The following is a 16865-nucleotide window of genomic DNA, read 5'->3' as shown; positions in this document are numbered from 1 at the left end:
GTACATCGCCAGGGAGGCCGACAATCTGCACGAGCACATCGCCCGCTCGCCGGAGCAGGAACGGCTGCATGTGCTTCTGCAGCAGCGTGACAGCCTGGTCCGGAACAAGGCAACACTCCATCTTTCTCTGGGGACCGACGCGGCTGAGTCGGCCATCTTCGGGCCGATATTCAGTGGTCTGAAAGGGGCCATTGCGATGCTGGATCGAGAGATCCAACACCTCTGTCGCAGCGGCGAACAGCGCGATCTGTATCGGCGGATCATGACCATTCCGGGCGTGGGGCCGACGGTGGCAGCCTTTGTTACCCATCACCTCACCCGCTGGCCGTTGGCCAACTCAGACGCCTGGGTGGCCTGCACCGGCCTGGATCCACGCCCCAACGAATCCGGTGCCCGGATAGGCCGTCGCCGGTTGTCCAAACGAGGCAATGCCGGCCTGCGTCAGATCCTCTACATGGCGGCCATGGGCCTGACCCGATCCAAGGGGGGAAAACCCCTCTACGTAGCCATCCGCGACCGCGGACACAGCAGCACCGCCAGCTTCAACATCCTGGCCAGAAAGCTGGCCAGAATCGCGTGGGGCGTCTTCAAGAGCGGCCGGGATTTCGACCCGAGCATGCTGAAAGTGGGTGAAGCCTGCTTCCAGCAGACTTGACCACGAACATAGGATCTCGACTCTACGAAAGCGGATGCCGGGCAGCAGAAGCCCTCACGCCCGGTGCGGGGTGCCCAGGTACTCGGCGCTCTGCATTTCGATCAGGCGCGAGGCGGTGCGCTCGAAGGCGCCCTGCAGGCGCTGGCCGCTGTACAGCTCGATGGGCGAGGTGCTGGCGGTGCAGACCAGGTTGACGTGGCGGTCGTACAGCTCGTCGATCAGGTTCACGAAGCGGCGCGCGGCATCTTCGTTCAGGCGGTCGAAGGCGGGAATGCCGCCCAGCAGCACCGTGTTGAACTCGTGCGCGATCTCGATGTAATCCGACGGGCCGCGCGGGCCTTCGCACAGGGCGGCGAAATCGAACCAGGCAATGCTCTTGCCGCGGGCCCGCACCGGAATCTTGCGGCCCTCGATCTCGATGTTGCCGGCCTTGGCCGCCTGCCCACCGCTCAGTTCGGCCCAGCGGCTGCCCAGCCAGCCGTCGCTGTCGGCAGCCAGCGGCGCGCGGTACACCGGCGAACGGGTCAGCGCGCGCATGCGGTAGTCCTCGGTGCCTTCGGCATACAGCTCCACGCAGAAGCGCTGCAGCAGGCCGATGGCCGGCATGAAGCTCTCGCGCTGCAGGCCGTTCAGGTACAGGTTTTCCACCGCCGTGTTGGAGGTGGTGACCAGGGTCACGCCCTCGGCGAACAGGCGCTCCAGCAGCCGCGCCAGCAGCATGGCATCGCCGATGTCGGTCACGAAGAACTCGTCCAGCACCAGCACGCGCAGGTTGCTGCGCCATTCCTGGGCGATCTTCGCCAGCGGGTCGCTCTGCCCCTGGTGCTCGCGCAGGCGCTCGTGCACGCTGCGCATGAAGCGGTGGAAGTGGGTGCGGTACTTCTGCTTGATCGGCAGGCCGTCGTAGAACAGGTCCACCAGGAAGGTCTTGCCGCGCCCCACCCCGCCCCAGAAATACAGGCCCTTTACCGGCTCGGGCTTCTTCCAGAACGAGGACAGGCGGTCCAGCCAGCCGTCTTCGGCGCTGTCCACCAGGCCCAGGTGGATCCGGTCCAGCTCGGCCAGGGCCGCGTGCTGGGCCGGGTCGTTCTGCCAGTCGCCGCGGGCCACGCCGGCGGCATAGCGCTGCGAGGGGGTCTGCACCGCCTCGTTCATGCCGCCGCGCCCAGCCAGTGCTTCACGCCGTGGGTGAGTGCGCCGCGCAGGTCGATCAGCTTGCGGTGGAAGAAATGGCTGGTGTCGGGCATGCGCACCAGCTCGTGCGGCGCGCCCAGGGTGTCCAGCCACTGGTAGACCGCCTGCGGATCGACGATTTCATCCTGTTCGCCCTGGATGACCAGCCAGCGGGCCGGCGGCTGCACGCCGTCGAAATCCCAGCGACCAGCCGGCGGTGCGATCGAGATGAGCGCCTCCGGCTGCAGTTCAGCGGCGGCCTTCAGCGAAACGAACGACCCGAAGCTGAAGCCGGCCAGCCACAGGCGATCCTGCGGGCGCTGGCTGCGCACCCAGGCGGCCACGGCCTTCAGGTCGTCCTGTTCGCCATTGCCATGGTCGAAGTCGCCGGCCGAACCACCCACGCTGCGGAAGTTGAAGCGCACCGTGGCGATGCCCTGCTCGCGCAGGGTGGTGGCGGTCATGGTCACCACCTTGTTGTGCAGGGTGCCGCCTTCAGTGGACAGCGGATGGCAGACGATGGCCACGATCGGCTGCGCCGGCACGTCGGCCTTGGGCAGATCGACCACCACTTCCAGCGGACCGGCCGGGCCGTCCAGTTCAAGACAGGCGGTTTCGCCGGGAGCAACGGGGAACGAGGGATTGCGCATGGCAACATGATACCGTCCCCCGCCCCTGCCCTGTGCCTGCCCCATGCTCTATCTGTCCCTGGCTGTGATCTGCAGCGTGCTGGTGTCGGTGCTGTTGAAGCTGGCCGGGCGGCGCGCACTGGACGTGCCGCAGATGGTGACCTGGAACTACCTGGTAGCCGCCACCCTGACCGCCGCGGTGCTGCAACCGCCGCTGGATGCGCTGCGCGCACCGCATGCGCCGTGGGCCGCGCTGCTGGCGCTGGCGGTGGTGCTGCCGACCATTTTCCTGGTGCTGGGCCGCGCGGTGGCGGTGGCCGGCATCGTGCGCAGCGATGTGGCCCAGCGCCTGTCGCTGCTGCTGTCACTGGCCGCGGCCTTCCTGTTCTTCGGCCAGACCGCCACGCCGTGGAAGCTGGCCGGGCTGGCGCTGGGCCTGGTGGCGATGGTGGCGATCAGCCTGCGCCCGCGCGGGCCGGCCGTGGCCGCCTCGCCCGGCGGCTGGGGCTGGCTGCTGGGGGTGTGGGGCGGGTTTGCGGTGGTGGACGTGCTGCTGAAGCAGGTGGCGCTGTCCGGTACGCCGTCGATGGCGGCGGTGCTGGCCAGTTTCAGCGTGGCCTTCGTGCTGATGCTGGCGCTGCAGCTGTGGCGGCACTTCAGCGGCCGCAGCCGGCTGGCCTGGCGCAACCTGGGCGCCGGCGCGCTGCTGGGCCTGCTCAACGGCGGCAACATTCTCTTCTATGTGCACGCGCACCAGTCGATGCCGGACAGCCCGGCCACGGTATTCGCCGGCATGAACATCGGCGTGGTGGTGCTGGGCGCGCTGGTGGGTGTGTTCGCCTTCGGCGAGGCCACCACGAAGTGGAACCGCACCGGCCTGGCGCTGGCGGTGCTGGCGATCGGCTTGATCGCCTGGGGGTGAGCATGTGGATCGGGGTCAGAGCCCATTCCGCTGGAATGGGATCCGACCCCTGCCGCGATCATTGCCCCGGGGTCGGATCCCATTCCAGCGGAATGGGCTCTGACCCCTGCATCTCCCCACAGCAGTCGAGCATGGCTCGACTCTACAGAAAGCCGCCGGGCGTGCCCCGGCGAATCCTTATTTGTCGAAGCCCAGCAGCAGCGGGTCGTGGTCGGAACTGCGCCACGGGCCCTGCACGTTGCGGCCCTGGTAGCCGCTGGCGTCCTGTTCGTCGGCATTGCTGTGCCATTCGGCGGCGCCTGCCAGGCGCTGGGCCATGCTGGCGCTCAGCAGCGCGTGGTCCAGGCGGCCGCTGTAGCCGTTGTAGACGTAGCTGTAGGGGTGCTCGACCTTGGCCACCTTGAACGCATCCTGCCAGCCCAGGTCGTGCAGGGTGCGGATCGGGTCTTCCATCGCGTAGGCATTGAAGTCGCCCAGCAGCACGATGTCCTTCACCTTCAGGCGCGCGGCTTCGGCCTTCACCCACTGGTTGAGCTGGCGCGCCGATTCCACGCGGGTGGCGTTCCAGCAGCCCTGCCCGTCGTTCTGGTCGGCATCGGCACCGCTGGCATCGCGGCAGCCCTTCGACTTGAAGTGGTTGGCCACCACCATGAACGTCGCGCCCCTGCCCTGGAAGGCCTGCGCCAGCGGCGCACGGCTGTGTTCGGCGAACGGGCCGTCGAGCTTGGTCAGCGGCTTGCCCAGCGGCTTGAACGCACCGCGCTTGTAGATGATGCCGACCCGGATCGGATTGGTGCCCGGGCCTTCGCCGGCGTCAACGAACGCCCAGTGCTGCGTGGCGGGCAGGCCGGCATTGAGCGCGTCCACCAGTTCGGCGATGGCCGACTGCGGACCGTAGCCGTCGTTTTCCAGTTCCATCAGCGCGGCGATATCGGTATCCAGGGCGCTGATGGTGGCCACCAGCTTGGCCACCTGCGCCTTGTGTTCGTCCAGCGTGCGCGCGCCGCGCAGGGTCGGGAAGCCGCCGCCCTGGCCGTCGCCGTTGAAGAAGTTTTCCAGATTGAACGCCGCGATCTGCAGGCTGCCGGGCACCTTGGGCACGGCCGGGCGCTGCAGTTCCGGCAGCTGCAATGTGCCGTCCACCTGCAGGCGGGCACGGCCCTGCGCGTCCACGCGCACGGTGCCTTCCACGTTGCGCAGCTGCATGCCGGTGCGCAGCACCGGGTTGCCCGGCAGGTAGGCCACGCTGCCGGGGTCACGGGCGTCGCTGCCGTCGTCCAGCAGCAGGCGGCGGCGCTGGTTGTCGGCCATCACCTGTTCACTGCCAGCGGTACCCGGGGCGGCCACTTCGCTGGGCTGCCACAGGCGGCCTTCGAAGGCCACGGTCAGCTCGCCGAAGCGTTCCAGGCCGTCGGTGCCGGCCAGGGTGAGCGGCGCGGCGATGCGCACGTGCTGGCCCTGCAGGGTGCGCCAGTCGGCCGGGGCCGCGGTAAGCACCACGGTGGCGCTGCTGCGCGGGGCCGGGCTGGCGGCCGGGGCCGGCGTGGCCTGCGGCTGGGCCTGGGCGAACGCAGCGGCCGGCAGCAACAGGGACAGAGCAAGGGCGAGGGAACGGCGGCGCATCGACTCACGACTCCATGAATTGAGGCGCACAGACTAACCCTGAAATGCGAAACCCCCGCGACGCGGGCAGTTTTGGCCTTGGCCGGCAAAGCCGCCTGGGGAGCGCAACCGGGGCAACCGGCGGGTAGAGTCGACTGTCAGTCGACTATCGCGCGCAGCGCGGGCGTTTCGGTGGCATTGGGAAGAGCAGTCGACCAACGGTCGACTCTACCGGGCGTTTCGCCGTTCCCCCGTCCGGCCGTTATTTCAGGTTGCCCAGCATCCAGTCCACGGTGGCGTGGATCTGCTCTTCGGTCAGCGCCGGGTTGCCGCCCTTGGGCGGCATGATGCCGCCGTCCGGGCCGGTGTAGCCCTCGATGGCGTGCTTGTAGAGGGTGTCCTTGCCCTGTGCCAGGCGCTGGTCCCAATGTGCATGATCCAGGGTGGGGGCCTGGCCGACACCGGTGGTATGGCAGGCGGTGCACAGGTTGTCGAAGATGACCTTGCCATCGGTGGTGCCGCCGTAGGCCACCTGGGCGGCGGCCTTGGCCAGCGCGGCAGCCTTGGCTGCGGCCTGCGCGGCCGCGCCGGTGCTGCCGGCGTACACCGCACCCGTGGGCGCGATGCGCTGCTCGGTGCGCTTGGCCGCCGTCGGCGACACTTCAGGCGGAATACGCGTGTGGATGTACGCGGCCAGCAGGATCAGGCCAAGGGTGATGGCGGCCAACAGGGCGATCACCATGGAAAAGCGTTTCAGGAACTCCAGATCGTAATTCCGCACTCTTCGTTACCCCTGGCTGGTAGTCGTGGGACCACGGCTGAGCGACTGCGTGTAGGGGCGAGTATAGAACGCGGTTTGCGCGCGACAACAGGCGCCCGTGCTGGTGCGGCGCAACATGCATCCGCACGCGGGTAGCGCCGGGCCATGCCCGGCGAACAGAAACCGTCGAGCAAGCTCGACGCTACGAAAGCGGGGCGCCGACGGCGCGCAGGCAGAAGCTGCAGATCGCGTCCACCAGTGCGTCTTCGTCGCGGTGTGCTTCGCGGCTGGGCGCGGTGGGGCCGACCATCGCTTCGGTGAACGCCCCCACCAGGCACGCGGCGGCGGCATGGGTGTCCTGCGCCGGCAGTTCGCCGCTGGCCACGCCTTCTTCCAGCAAGCCCAGGAAGACATCGCCGAAGGCGCGGCGCCCGCGCATGCGCTCGGCTTCCACGTCCGGGTCCACCGGCTCGACGATGAAGGCATGGGCCAGCCCCGGCCCGGCCAGGGCGCGGCGCACGAAGGCGGTGATGGCCAGGCGCAGGCGCTCGCCCACCGGCCCCGGCGCGGCGGCAATGCGCTCCATGATCGCCACTTCATGGGCCACGGCCGCGTTCAGCACCTCCACGAACAGCTCGGCCTTGGACGGGAAATGCCGGTAGATCAGCCCGGTGGACATGCCGGCCTGGGTCGCCACGGCGGTCACCGGGGCGTTGCGCCAGCCGCCAGCGGCCACCAGCGCACGGGTGGCCAGCAGGATCCGTTCACGGGCCCCGGCCAGGCGTTCTTCCATCAATGCAGAGCGTTTGTAGGCCATATTCTGATTCTAGTTTCAATTTTTGAATTTGTATTCACTTCTTCATCGAACCCCGCTACGCTGGGCCCGAATCGCCCGTGCGGGGCCTGCCTTCAACAGGCCCCGCTCCCCCTTCACGGGTGCGTCCATTCCCCACCTTCCCTCGTGGAGCCACCGCAATGCACGTGCCATCCCTGAACTTCGATCTTGGCGAAGAGATCGACCTGCTGCGCCAGAGCGTGGCCCATTTTGCCGCCGCCGAGGTCGCTCCGCTCGCCGCCGAGGCCGATGCCAGCAACCAGTTCCCGCTGGCGCTGTGGCCGAAGCTGGGCGAACAGGGCCTGCTGGGCCTGACCGTGGAAGAAGAATACGGCGGCACCGGCATGGGCTACCTGGCCCACGTGGTGGCGATGGAAGAGATCTCGCGCGCTTCGGGTGGCATCGGCCTGTCCTATGGCGCGCACTCCAACCTGTGCGTTAACCAGCTGCGCAAGAACGGCAGCGAGGAACAGAAGCAGCGCTTCCTGCCCGACCTGTGCAGCGGTGCGAAGGTGGGTGCACTGGCGATGAGCGAGCCGGGCGCCGGTTCGGACGTGGTGTCGATGAAGCTGCGCGCGGACAAGCGCGGCGACCGCTACGTACTGAACGGCAACAAGATGTGGATCACCAACGGCCCCGACGCCGACGTGCTGGTGGTCTACGCCAAGACCGACATGGACGCCGGTGCCAAGGGCATCACCGCCTTCCTGGTGGAAAAGGGCATGAAGGGCTTTTCCACCGCGCAGAAGCTGGACAAGCTGGGCATGCGCTCCTCGCCCACCTGTGAACTGGTGTTCCAGGATTGCGAAGTGCCCGAAGAAAACGTGCTGGGCGCCGTCGGCGGCGGCGTGCGCGTGCTGATGTCCGGCCTGGATTACGAGCGCGTGGTGTTGTCCGGCGGTCCGCTGGGCCTGATGGCCGCGGCCATGGACGTGGTGATGCCCTACGTGCACGAACGCCACCAGTTCGGCGAGGCGATCGGCAGCTTCCAGCTGATCCAGGCCAAGATCGCCGACATGTACGTGGGCCTGGGCGCCTGCCGCGCCTACGTCTACGCGGTGGCGCGCGCCTGCGACCAGGGCCGCACCACCCGCCAGGACGCCGCCGGCGCCATTCTGTATGCCGCCGAAAAAGCCACCTGGCTGACCGGCCAGGCGATCCAGATCCTGGGCGGCAACGGCTACATCAACGAATACCCGACCGGCCGCCTGTGGCGCGACGCCAAGCTGTACGAAATCGGCGCCGGCACCTCGGAAATCCGCCGCATGCTGATCGGCCGCGAACTGTTCCAGCGCACCCTGTAAGGCCACTGCGATGACCGTATTGAACACCCAGCTGCAACCGGGCAGCGACACGTTTGAAAGCAACCGCGCGGCCATGCAGGCCGTGGTCGACGACCTGCACGCCACCCTGGCGCGCACCGCGCTGGGCGGCAGCGAGGCAGCACGCGCCAAGCACACCGCGCGCGGCAAGCTGCTGGTACGCGACCGCATCGACGCCCTGCTCGACCCGGGCAGCGCCTTCCTGGAAATCGCGCCGCTGGCCGCGCACGGCATGTATGACGATGCGGTGCCCGCAGCGGGCGTGGTGGCCGGCATCGGCCGGGTAAGCGGCGTGGAGTGCGTGATCGTGGCCAACGATGCCACGGTGAAGGGCGGCACCTACTACCCGGTCACGGTGAAGAAGCACCTGCGCGCGCAGGAAGTGGCCGAACAGAACCGCCTGCCCTGCATCTATCTGGTCGATTCGGGCGGCGCCTTCCTGCCCCTGCAGGACGAGGTGTTCCCCGACCGCGATCATTTCGGCCGCATCTTCTACAACCAGGCCAACCTGTCGGCGCAGGGCATTCCGCAGATCGCCTGCGTGATGGGCAGCTGCACCGCCGGTGGCGCCTACGTGCCAGCCATGAGCGATGAAACGGTGATCGTGCGCGAACAGGGCACGATCTTCCTGGGCGGCCCGCCGCTGGTGAAGGCCGCCACCGGCGAAGTGGTAACTGCCGAAGAACTGGGCGGCGCCGACGTGCACACGCGCATTTCCGGCGTGGCCGATCACATGGCCGACAACGACCTGCAGGCACTGGCGCGGGTGCGCGCGATCATCGCCCAGCTGAACTGGCGCAAGCCGGAACCGGCGATGGCCGTGCAGGCGCCCGAAGAACCGCTGCTGCCGGCGCATGAGCTGTATGGCGTGATTCCCGCCGACACGCGCAAGCCCTACGACGTGCGCGAAGTGATCGCGCGGCTGGTGGACGGCTCGCGTTTTGATGAATTCAAGCCGCGCTATGGCGCCACCCTGGTCACCGGCTTTGCCCATCTGAACGGCTATCCGATCGGGATCATCGCCAACAACGGCATCCTGTTCTCCGAATCGGCCCTGAAAGGCGCGCACTTCATCGAACTGTGCACCCAGCGCAACATCCCGCTGGTGTTCCTGCAGAACATCACCGGCTTCATGGTCGGCCGCAAGTACGAACAGGGCGGCATCGCCAAGGACGGGGCCAAGCTGGTGATGGCGGTGGCCTGCGCCAAGGTACCCAAGTTCACCGTGGTGATCGGCGGCTCGTTCGGCGCCGGCAACTACGGCATGTGCGGCCGCGCCTATTCGCCCAACTTCCTGTGGATGTGGCCCAACGCACGCATCGGCGTGATGGGCGGCGAGCAGGCCGCCAGCGTGCTGGCCACGGTGAAGCGCGATGGCATCGAGGCCAAGGGCGGCCAGTGGCCGACCGAAGAAGAAGATGCATTCAAGGCGCCCATCCGCGAGCAGTTCGAACAGCAGGGCCACCCCTACTACGCCAGTGCCCGCCTGTGGGATGACGGCGTGATCGATCCGGTCGACACGCGCCGCGTACTGGCCCTGGCGCTGTCGGCCAGCCTGAACGCCGCCCCGCAGCAGACGCGCTTCGGCGTGTTCCGCATGTAACCCATGCCATGACCGAGCACGCTCCCATGAAGCCCGTTGCCATGTTCACCAAGATCCTGATCGCCAACCGTGGCGAAATCGCCTGCCGCGTGATTGCCACCTGCCGTCGCCTGGGCATCGCCACCGTGGCGGTGTATTCCGATGCCGACCGCACCGCGCGCCACGTGCGCCTGGCCGACGAGGCCGTGCATATCGGCCCGGCCGCCGCCCGCGACAGCTACCTCCGCGGCGACGTGCTGCTGGACGCGGCGCGGCGCACGGGTGCGCAGGCCATCCATCCCGGTTATGGCTTCCTGTCCGAGAATGCGGACTTCGCCGATGCGTGTGCCGCTGCGGGCATCACCTTCATCGGCCCGCCGCCCAGCGCCATCCGCGCGATGGGCGACAAGAGCGCGGCCAAGGCGCTGATGGCCCAGGCCGGCGTACCGCTGACCCCGGGCTACCACGGCGACCAGCAGGCACCGGCCTTCCTGCGCGAACAGGCCGATGCCATCGGCTACCCGGTGCTGATCAAGGCCAGCGCCGGCGGCGGTGGCAAGGGCATGCGCAAGGTTGAACGCAGCGACGATTTCGTCGATGCGCTGGCCAGCTGCCAGCGCGAGGCGGCATCGGCCTTCGGCAACGACCATGTGCTGGTCGAAAAGTATGTCGAGCGCCCGCGCCACATCGAGATCCAGGTGTTCGGCGATTCCCACGGTGATGCGGTCTACCTGTTCGAGCGCGACTGCTCGGTGCAGCGCCGCCACCAGAAGGTGCTGGAAGAAGCACCGGCGCCGGGCATGAGCGCCGAGCGCCGCGCGGCCATGGGCAAGGCGGCCGTCGATGCCGCGCGCGCGGTGGGCTACGTGGGCGCCGGCACGGTGGAGTTCATTGCCGGCCCGGACGGCGATTTCTATTTCATGGAAATGAACACCCGCCTGCAGGTGGAACATCCGGTGACCGAGTTCATCACCGGCACCGATCTGGTGGAGTGGCAATTGCGCGTGGCGGCCGGCCAGCCGATGCCGCTGCGCCAGGAGCAACTGGCCATCCACGGCCACGCCATCGAAGCGCGGCTGTATGCCGAAGATGCCGACCGCGGCTTCCTGCCGTCCACCGGCACCCTGCGCCGCCTGCGCCTGCCGGCGCCCTCGTCGAACGTGCGCGTGGATACCGGCGTAGAGGAAGGCGACAGCATCACCCCGTACTACGACCCGATGATTGCCAAGCTGATCGTCTGGGACGTGGACCGCGATGCCGCGCTGCGCCGCATGAGCCAGGCCCTGGTCGACTGCCAGGTGGTGGGCGTGACCACCAATGCCGGCTTCCTGCGCCGGCTGGTGAACACCGATTCGTTTGCCAACGCGAAGCTGGATACCGCGCTGATCGAACGCGAGCAGGCCGCACTGAATGCGGTGGGCGATGCCGATGACGATCTGTGGCAGCTGGCGGCCGTCGCGGCCGTGGCCAGCACCGCGCGTGCCGGCAGCGATGCGCGCGATCCGCATTCGCCCTGGCAGGCGCAGGATGGCTGGCGCCTGGGTGCCGCCGCAGCGCGCGTGCTGCCGCTGCAGCAGGGCGAGCGCACCCGCACCCTGAAGGTGTGGGCGCAGGCCGACGGCTGGCGCGTGCAGTGCGATGACGCGGCGCCGGCAACGCTGATCGGCACCGCCGATGCACAACAGTTGACGCTGCAGGTAGGTGGCCGGCGCCGGTCGGCGCAGCTGCTGCGCGACGGCGGCCAGCTGTTCCTGTTCGATGCAGCGGGCCAGCACCGCTTCACCCTGCACGATCCGGTTGCCGAATCGGACACCGCCAGCGCCGATGCCGGCAGCCTGCTGGCACCGATGCCGGGCAGGATCGTGGCCACCCTGGTCCAGGCCGGCACCCAGGTAAAGCGCGGCACGCCGCTGGTCGTTTTGGAAGCCATGAAGATGGAGCACACCCTGCAGGCACCGGCCGATGGCACGGTGAAGGGGTACCGCGCCAAGGCGGGCGACCAGGTGGGGGATGGCGCGGTGCTGGTGGATTTCGCGGTGGGGTGACGGTTTCAGGTTCCCGGCTGCCAGACCTGGCGGCCGGGATCGAACTCACTGGTTGTCATCAGCTCACTGCGCCAGCCAATCCCACAGATGGCCATGGGGCTCTGCTGCATCGGATCCAGCTCGAGTACCTGCTCGATATCCTGCTCATTGATCGCGGCGGTGACGAAGGCGCCCAGCCGGGCCTCGGTCGCACACGAAAGCAGCAGCTGCGAGGCGTGACCAACGTCGAGAATCACCGCACGGTAGGCCTTCGGATGCTGGCGATACTTCCAGAAGGTGCGCGCAAAGCGTGGTGCAAGAATCACCTGAACATGGGCATCGGCGAACCACTGCTGCCCGGCAACAAACCGCCGGGCCAACGCAGCGGGATCGTCAACCGGCCCAGCAACGGGGCTGAGGCTGTGGTCGATGGGATGGTAGCGGTACAGGCCGGGCTCCAGGCCCAGGACGGACTGGACCAGCAGGAAGGCCTCGGTGGGATGCAATCCCCCCGCAGAGGGCACATTCTTCTTCAGGAAGATCGCGTCATCACCTTCGCGCTGCTCTCCATGACTGGCGAACACCCGCCATAGCAGCTGTGAGAGCGTGGCAAGGTCGAGCAGGCGTGTGCGATCAAAGTTGCGGCAGGTAGCGCGCTGTTTGAGCCAGGCATCGAAGGGCACTTCATCAGGCACCACCAGATCGATGGCGCGCTCTCCAGGCTCGGCACATGCCGGCGGTGGCGGACCCAGTTGCCTGCACAGGCCCGCTGCCGTCTCCAGTCCCGCTTCGCGCAGTGCTGTCACACTGTCCTGGTTCTGCCAGCGCGCGAGCCGATGCATGACCGCCGCAGGCGTCCACCAGGAGGTGGCTGACAAGGCTCGCTCGGCCTCCTGCCACGCGTGATCCTCATCGCCATCGCCGAACACGAGGCCGGCTTGGCACAGACGCGCGATGACGCCACGCGAAAACTGCGGACCGTCTTCCGTCCATTGCGCAGCGGGCATCCGCCCCAATGCCAGCAGCATGTCCTCGTCCAGCACGACTGCTGCGTCCAGATGCGGAGCAACAGCAACCCACTGCGTGCTGCTGACGACCGAGGTTCCGCCCGCCAGCAGGTCGGCCACAGCGTAGTGTTCGACGGTGCGCAGTTCGATCATGAGCTGCTGGCAGCGGCGGAAGCGGGGTACGGGCATGGCGGTGGTCCGGGAAGTCGACAGAGATGTTTTCGGCCGCAGCAGCTGGAACTGTCGGCTCAAGCCATCGCGGCCGCCGCCGCTACCTGCACTGGCATCATGCAACTGCCATCGCGCTTTTTCCCAGAACCAGAGGCCGTAGAATGACCCCCGATCTTCCCCTGCTCTCCCCCGAGCAAGCGCTGCAGCTGCTCGACCTGCTGTCCAGCGACGACGCGTTCCGAGCTGTTTTCCATGAAACCCCGGCCAAGGCGCTGGGCGCGATTGCACCCGATGTCGCCGAGGCGTGCAAGGATTGCAGCACCCAGGGCCCACTGGCCAGCAAGGAGGAGTTTGCCCAGGCGCGCGACCGCTTGGTGGAACGCCTCACCGCCGATGCAGTGTTCCGCGTGCCCCACTGCTTCGTCAGTGGCGAGATTGACGCGCAGCTGCGGCACCCGCCGGCACCGTAAGGGATGCGTTCTGCTGCGCCGAGGCCCAGGTGCGGGCCTGGCGCAGTTCGCTGGTGTTGACCAGCTGCATCACGTAGGACCCCGCACTTTCCGCATAGGCACGGCCTGCATTGGCCAGCAGCCACTGGCGTGCTTCCGGCTCGCCCGGGTCGTGCTCGGCCGCCAGTGCTTGCCAGCGCACAACGCGCGCCTGGAACAGTTCAGTACCATCCAACAGAGGCTGCAGACGGGCAAGGGCTTCTGCCGCATGCCCCTGCAGGCGGTCGGCGTTGGCCTCGACCAAGGTCACCATCTGCCGACTCCGCAGGTCGCCGACCGAATCGGACAGTTCCTTCAGGGCAGGCAATAGATCGCCTGCCACCTGTGCATGGTCTGCCCGCTGCGCGCCATAGGCCGCCGCTGCGGCCAGAAACATCCATTCGGCGCGATCCTGTCCCTTGGTCGCCTTGACGCGGGCCAGCAGTCCGCGAGTGACGCGATCAAAAGCCGAAGCGTCCGCTGGACGACCGCTTTCGGTAGCCAGCAGCAACGCCTGGAGTTCGAACATCTGGCAGGCCAGCACGCTTTCTCCGCAGGCCTTCAGCGCGCGCTTGTTGGCGGCGGCGGCACGCGCGGTGTCGCCGGCATCGACCGCCACGGCAACGCCTTCCAAGCCGTTGCCAAACCCCCGATCGGGTTCGCCGTCGATCATTCGCTGTGCACCGGCGAGGTCACCTGACGCTGCCGTGGCCGCAACGAGGTGGCGGTTGCTGGTCCATCGCCCCAACCTGGCGGATACGCGGTAGCTTTCCAATGCACCGGCATAGTTGTTCTGGGCAAGCTGCGCGCGGCCGACATCCTGCCATGCGATGGACTGCAGGGGATTGGCGGCAACGGTGGCCTTCCTGGCCGACGCTTCGGATTCGGGATAGCGCCCCAGGGTCTGCATGGCCCAGGCGTAGTTCGCGTGGGCACCGTGATAATCCGGATACAGATCAGCCAGCAGCTTCCATTTGGCGGACACCTCCTCGAGGCGGCCATCTTCCAGCTCGGTACGCCATGCATCCAGATACAGGCGATCACGGCCGGGAAGGCGGGCACGGATGCCACCGGCACGGTTCAGCATGCGCCGGGCGTTGTCCAGATCACCACGGGCGACATAGACCCGCATCTGCCCCAGATAAGCGAAGGCGAACAGGGGATCGAAGCGCGATGCCTGCTCGAAGAAGCGCAGCGCTTCGTTGTAATGGCCATCGCCGTAGGCCTGCAGGCCTATCGCGTAGGCGTGCAGTGCATCCAGATCACTGGTGGCCACCTGCGGCAGCGGCAGCGACGTCTGCGAAACCTGCTTCATGGCCTCGCCCAGCTCGTTGCGCAGGGCCACCGTAACCGCATCAGTGGAGGCAAACAGCGATTCCATCCCCCGCTGCTCGGCATGCGTGGTCCACACCACCTTGCCGGTGGTGGGATCGATCAGCTGCGCGGTCACCCGCAAGCGACCATGCAGCTCTTCCACACGCGGCACCACGACCGCACGTGCGCCTTCACGCAGCGCGACTTCCACTGCAGCCTGCGTGTCCAGCAGGCCTCGTTCCTGGCGCATCCGCTCCAACGTGTCCTGCACCTTGATGTTGCTGAGCACATTGACGTACCGGGACTGCTCCAGGCTGATGCGGAAGGCCTGTTCGAAGCCATCGTCCAGCAACATGTTGCCGGACAGGTTCTGTACGTCCGCCAGCACGATCCATTCGCGTTCGGCGAAAGCGATGGCAGGCGCGGGTCGCAACAGCGACCAGCCGATGAGAGCCAACACCAGCGCCGCTACGGCATTCATCGCCATAGGCAGGGGTCTGCGCCACCACGCAATCGAGCGGCGCGCCTTGCCGTGGCTGCGAGGCCTGCGGAATTCGGCCTCACCCGGCACGCCGACCTCGAACACTTCCTGTTCACTGGCGATGCCCTTGAAGCGCCAGCGACCATGTGATTTCCACTGAAGACTCTGTCCTCGGCTGCCCAGCTCGCCGGCGCTGCGCCGGACCGTCGATTCGGCCGACGCCGATACCAGGATCTGCCCAGGGCGGGCCAGCTGCATGAGCCGCGCAGCCATGGGCTTGGCCAGCCCCTCGACCTCGACCGGCTTGGCACCGTGGGCCACGGCCTCGGCACTGTTGTTCCAGAGGATGACTTCGCCCACGTTCAAGCCCGCGCGGGCACGGAGGCTGACATTGCGCGCGGTGCCAAGCACGGCCAGTTCACTCTGGTAGTCAAGTGCGAACCCCAGTGCATCGATCGGGCGTTCAAACAGCAGGAACAAGCCATCGGACCGATCGATCAGGCGTCCGTTCCAGGTTTGCTGAAGCCGCAGCACCAAGCGGTCATGGTCCTGGAAAAGTTCTGCGGCTGCACTGTCACCTATGTGTTCGACCAGGGTAAGTGAGTCGCAGAGATCGGTGAAGAGCAACGCGCGCAGCTGAGGGCTGTGCGGGGTCGACGTTCCGGTGTCGCCGTTCATCACCTGGGTCTCCGCTCATTGTCCGTCCGGGCCGTGGGCCCATCGCAGGCAGTTTCCGCCGGCGCGCTTGGCTTCGTAAAGCGCCCGATCGGCACCGGCATACCATTCGCTCCAGTCGGCCTCCGGTACCAGCATGCTGACGCCGATGCTGGCCAGGCTGACGTGCGGGGTGCCGTGGCCGCGTTCCAGCAGGCCGTGCACGGCGCTGAGGATGAACTCGGCGGCATGCTGGGCGGCCTCGCGGTCGGCGCGGCGCAGGATCAGGCAGAACTCATCGCCGCCCAGGCGGCAGGCCAGATCGTGCTCGCCGGCCATTGAACGCAGGATGTTGCCCATGCTCTGCAGCACGCGGTCGCCGGCCTGGTGGCCATGGCGGTCGTTGATCTGCTTGAAGTGGTCGCAGTCGATCAGCAGCAACGCCTGCGGCGGGCCGTCGGGGTGCGCGCGCGATTCCTTCAAGTACAGGGTCAGGCCGCGGCGGTTGTGCAGTCCGGTCAGTTCATCGGTACGCACCAGCTCGCGGGTATGGGTGAGCTGGTGGGTGGTGATGTACAGGTTGTCCAGCGCGGTTTCCAGGTCGTGGTTGCGCCGCCGCAGCTGGCTGATCAGGGCCTGTTCGTTGGCCAGCACGCGCATGATCGTGCGCCGCAGGAACTGCGCCACCAGGCCGGGATCGGCATCGACCAGGCGCTGGAAGGCATCCGGGCCCAGTTCCAGCACCGTGCAGTCGCTCATGGCGCGGGCGCCGGCGCTGCGGGCGTGGTTGCCCATCAGCAGGCCCAGTTCGCCGAAGAACTCGTGGCGGCCCAGGGTCTTCACCAGCAGGTCTTCGCCGAAGTCCAGTTCAATCTGGCCTTCCAGGATGACGTACATGCTCTGGCCGGGGTGCCCGCGCAGGAACAACCACTGGCCGGCCGGCAGCGGGCGCGGCTGGGAAAACTGCGCGAACAGGGCCACTTCAGCGTCGGAAAGCACGGCATGCGTCATCCCGGCCATCGCCGCTGTGGCGATACCGGATGTCATGTCTGATGTCTCGGCTGAACCCCTGCCGGTCATTCCCTGCCGCCAGCGTCCCCTGGTGAGCAGCGGAGCATAGCACCGCTTGAAACTGTGCGCCGCTTCTCATTTTGCGTCAAATCGCCGCAGATCCCGGTGGGTTACCCCGCGCAGCGCCTATTCAGCTGACACAGTGCTCAGTTCGCTTACAACAACGCCGGCAGGT

14 protein-coding genes are annotated in these 16865 nt (G+C 67.4%); 6 read left to right on the top strand and 8 right to left on the bottom strand.

Features of this window, described 5'->3' with window-relative positions; all coding sequences use genetic code 11:
* The coding region (locus C1931_RS01135) for a transposase (protein ID WP_108757612.1) at positions 1-655 on the top strand (655 nt) is incomplete at its 5' end.
* Positions 656-709: 54 nt separating this feature from the next.
* On the opposite strand, the gene zapE is transcribed toward C1931_RS01135, so the two are convergent.
* Together zapE and C1931_RS01125 are read right to left on the bottom strand one after the other, a co-directional pair.
* Entirely contained in the window at positions 710-1810 is a 1101-nt protein-coding gene (gene zapE, locus C1931_RS01130) for a cell division protein ZapE (RefSeq protein ID WP_108755111.1), read from the bottom strand.
* Positions 1807-2478: an alpha/beta family hydrolase gene (locus tag C1931_RS01125; RefSeq protein ID WP_108751836.1), complete on the bottom strand. Its 672-nt coding sequence runs from the start codon at positions 2476-2478 to the stop codon at positions 1807-1809. Before C1931_RS01125 ends, zapE begins: the two co-directional genes overlap by 4 nt.
* 43 nt (positions 2479-2521) lie before the next feature.
* On the opposite strand from C1931_RS01125, the gene C1931_RS01120 reads away from it, so the two are divergent.
* Positions 2522-3379, top strand: coding sequence for a hypothetical protein (locus tag C1931_RS01120; RefSeq protein WP_108755110.1), 858 nt, complete (start codon positions 2522-2524; stop codon positions 3377-3379).
* A gap of 177 nt (positions 3380-3556) precedes the next feature.
* Here C1931_RS01120 and C1931_RS01115 read toward each other — a convergent pair whose 3' ends face one another.
* The 3 genes from C1931_RS01115 to C1931_RS01105 form a co-directional block, all read right to left on the bottom strand.
* Positions 3557-5002, bottom strand: a complete 1446-nt coding sequence (locus tag C1931_RS01115; RefSeq protein WP_108755109.1) for an ExeM/NucH family extracellular endonuclease — start codon at positions 5000-5002, stop codon at positions 3557-3559.
* Positions 5003-5243: 241 nt separating this feature from the next.
* A complete protein-coding gene (locus C1931_RS01110; RefSeq protein WP_108755108.1) occupies positions 5244-5762 on the bottom strand; it encodes a c-type cytochrome in 519 nt (172 codons plus the stop codon).
* Between the two features lie 181 nt (positions 5763-5943).
* Positions 5944-6558 (bottom strand): TetR/AcrR family transcriptional regulator, encoded by a 615-nt coding sequence (locus tag C1931_RS01105; protein WP_108755107.1) that lies wholly within the window; start codon positions 6556-6558, stop codon positions 5944-5946.
* Between the two features lie 158 nt (positions 6559-6716).
* Between C1931_RS01105 and C1931_RS01100 the strand changes: the two genes are divergently transcribed.
* The 3 genes from C1931_RS01100 to C1931_RS01090 are packed head-to-tail and all read left to right on the top strand — an operon-like array spanning position 6717 to position 11525.
* Complete coding sequence (locus C1931_RS01100) at positions 6717-7880, top strand: isovaleryl-CoA dehydrogenase (protein WP_108751831.1); 1164 nt, start codon at positions 6717-6719, stop codon at positions 7878-7880.
* A 10-nt stretch (positions 7881-7890) separates the two neighbouring features.
* On the top strand, positions 7891-9501 hold the full coding sequence (locus C1931_RS01095; RefSeq protein WP_108755106.1) for a carboxyl transferase domain-containing protein: 1611 nt from the start codon (positions 7891-7893) through the stop codon (positions 9499-9501).
* 41 nt (positions 9502-9542) lie between these two features.
* Entirely contained in the window at positions 9543-11525 is a 1983-nt protein-coding gene (locus C1931_RS01090; RefSeq protein ID WP_108757611.1) for an acetyl/propionyl/methylcrotonyl-CoA carboxylase subunit alpha, read from the top strand.
* Positions 11526-11530: 5 nt separating this feature from the next.
* On the opposite strand, the gene C1931_RS01085 is transcribed toward C1931_RS01090, so the two are convergent.
* Positions 11531-12700 (bottom strand): putative peptide maturation dehydrogenase, encoded by a 1170-nt coding sequence (locus C1931_RS01085; protein ID WP_108755105.1) that lies wholly within the window; start codon positions 12698-12700, stop codon positions 11531-11533.
* 143 nt (positions 12701-12843) lie between these two features.
* Here C1931_RS01085 and C1931_RS01080 point away from each other — a divergent pair, with 143 nt between their 5' ends.
* Positions 12844-13152 carry an NHLP-related RiPP peptide gene (locus C1931_RS01080; protein ID WP_108751829.1) on the top strand — a complete coding sequence of 103 codons (309 nt, stop codon included), beginning with the start codon at positions 12844-12846 and terminating at the stop codon, positions 13150-13152.
* Here the strand turns inward: C1931_RS01080 and C1931_RS01075 are convergent.
* Both C1931_RS01075 and C1931_RS01070 read right to left on the bottom strand, forming a co-directional pair.
* Entirely contained in the window at positions 13106-15643 is a 2538-nt protein-coding gene (locus C1931_RS01075) for a putative peptide modification system cyclase (protein ID WP_108755103.1), read from the bottom strand. The two genes, C1931_RS01080 and C1931_RS01075, sit on opposite strands and share 47 nt — an antisense overlap.
* A 15-nt stretch (positions 15644-15658) precedes the next feature.
* Positions 15659-16699 (bottom strand): GGDEF domain-containing protein, encoded by a 1041-nt coding sequence (locus C1931_RS01070; RefSeq protein ID WP_108755102.1) that lies wholly within the window; start codon positions 16697-16699, stop codon positions 15659-15661.
* Positions 16700-16865: the final 166 nt, after the last annotated feature.

This window comes from Stenotrophomonas sp. YAU14A_MKIMI4_1 (assembly GCF_003086855.1).
Classification (GTDB): domain Bacteria; phylum Pseudomonadota; class Gammaproteobacteria; order Xanthomonadales; family Xanthomonadaceae; genus Stenotrophomonas.
This window is presented reverse-complemented; position numbering and strand designations above follow the sequence as displayed.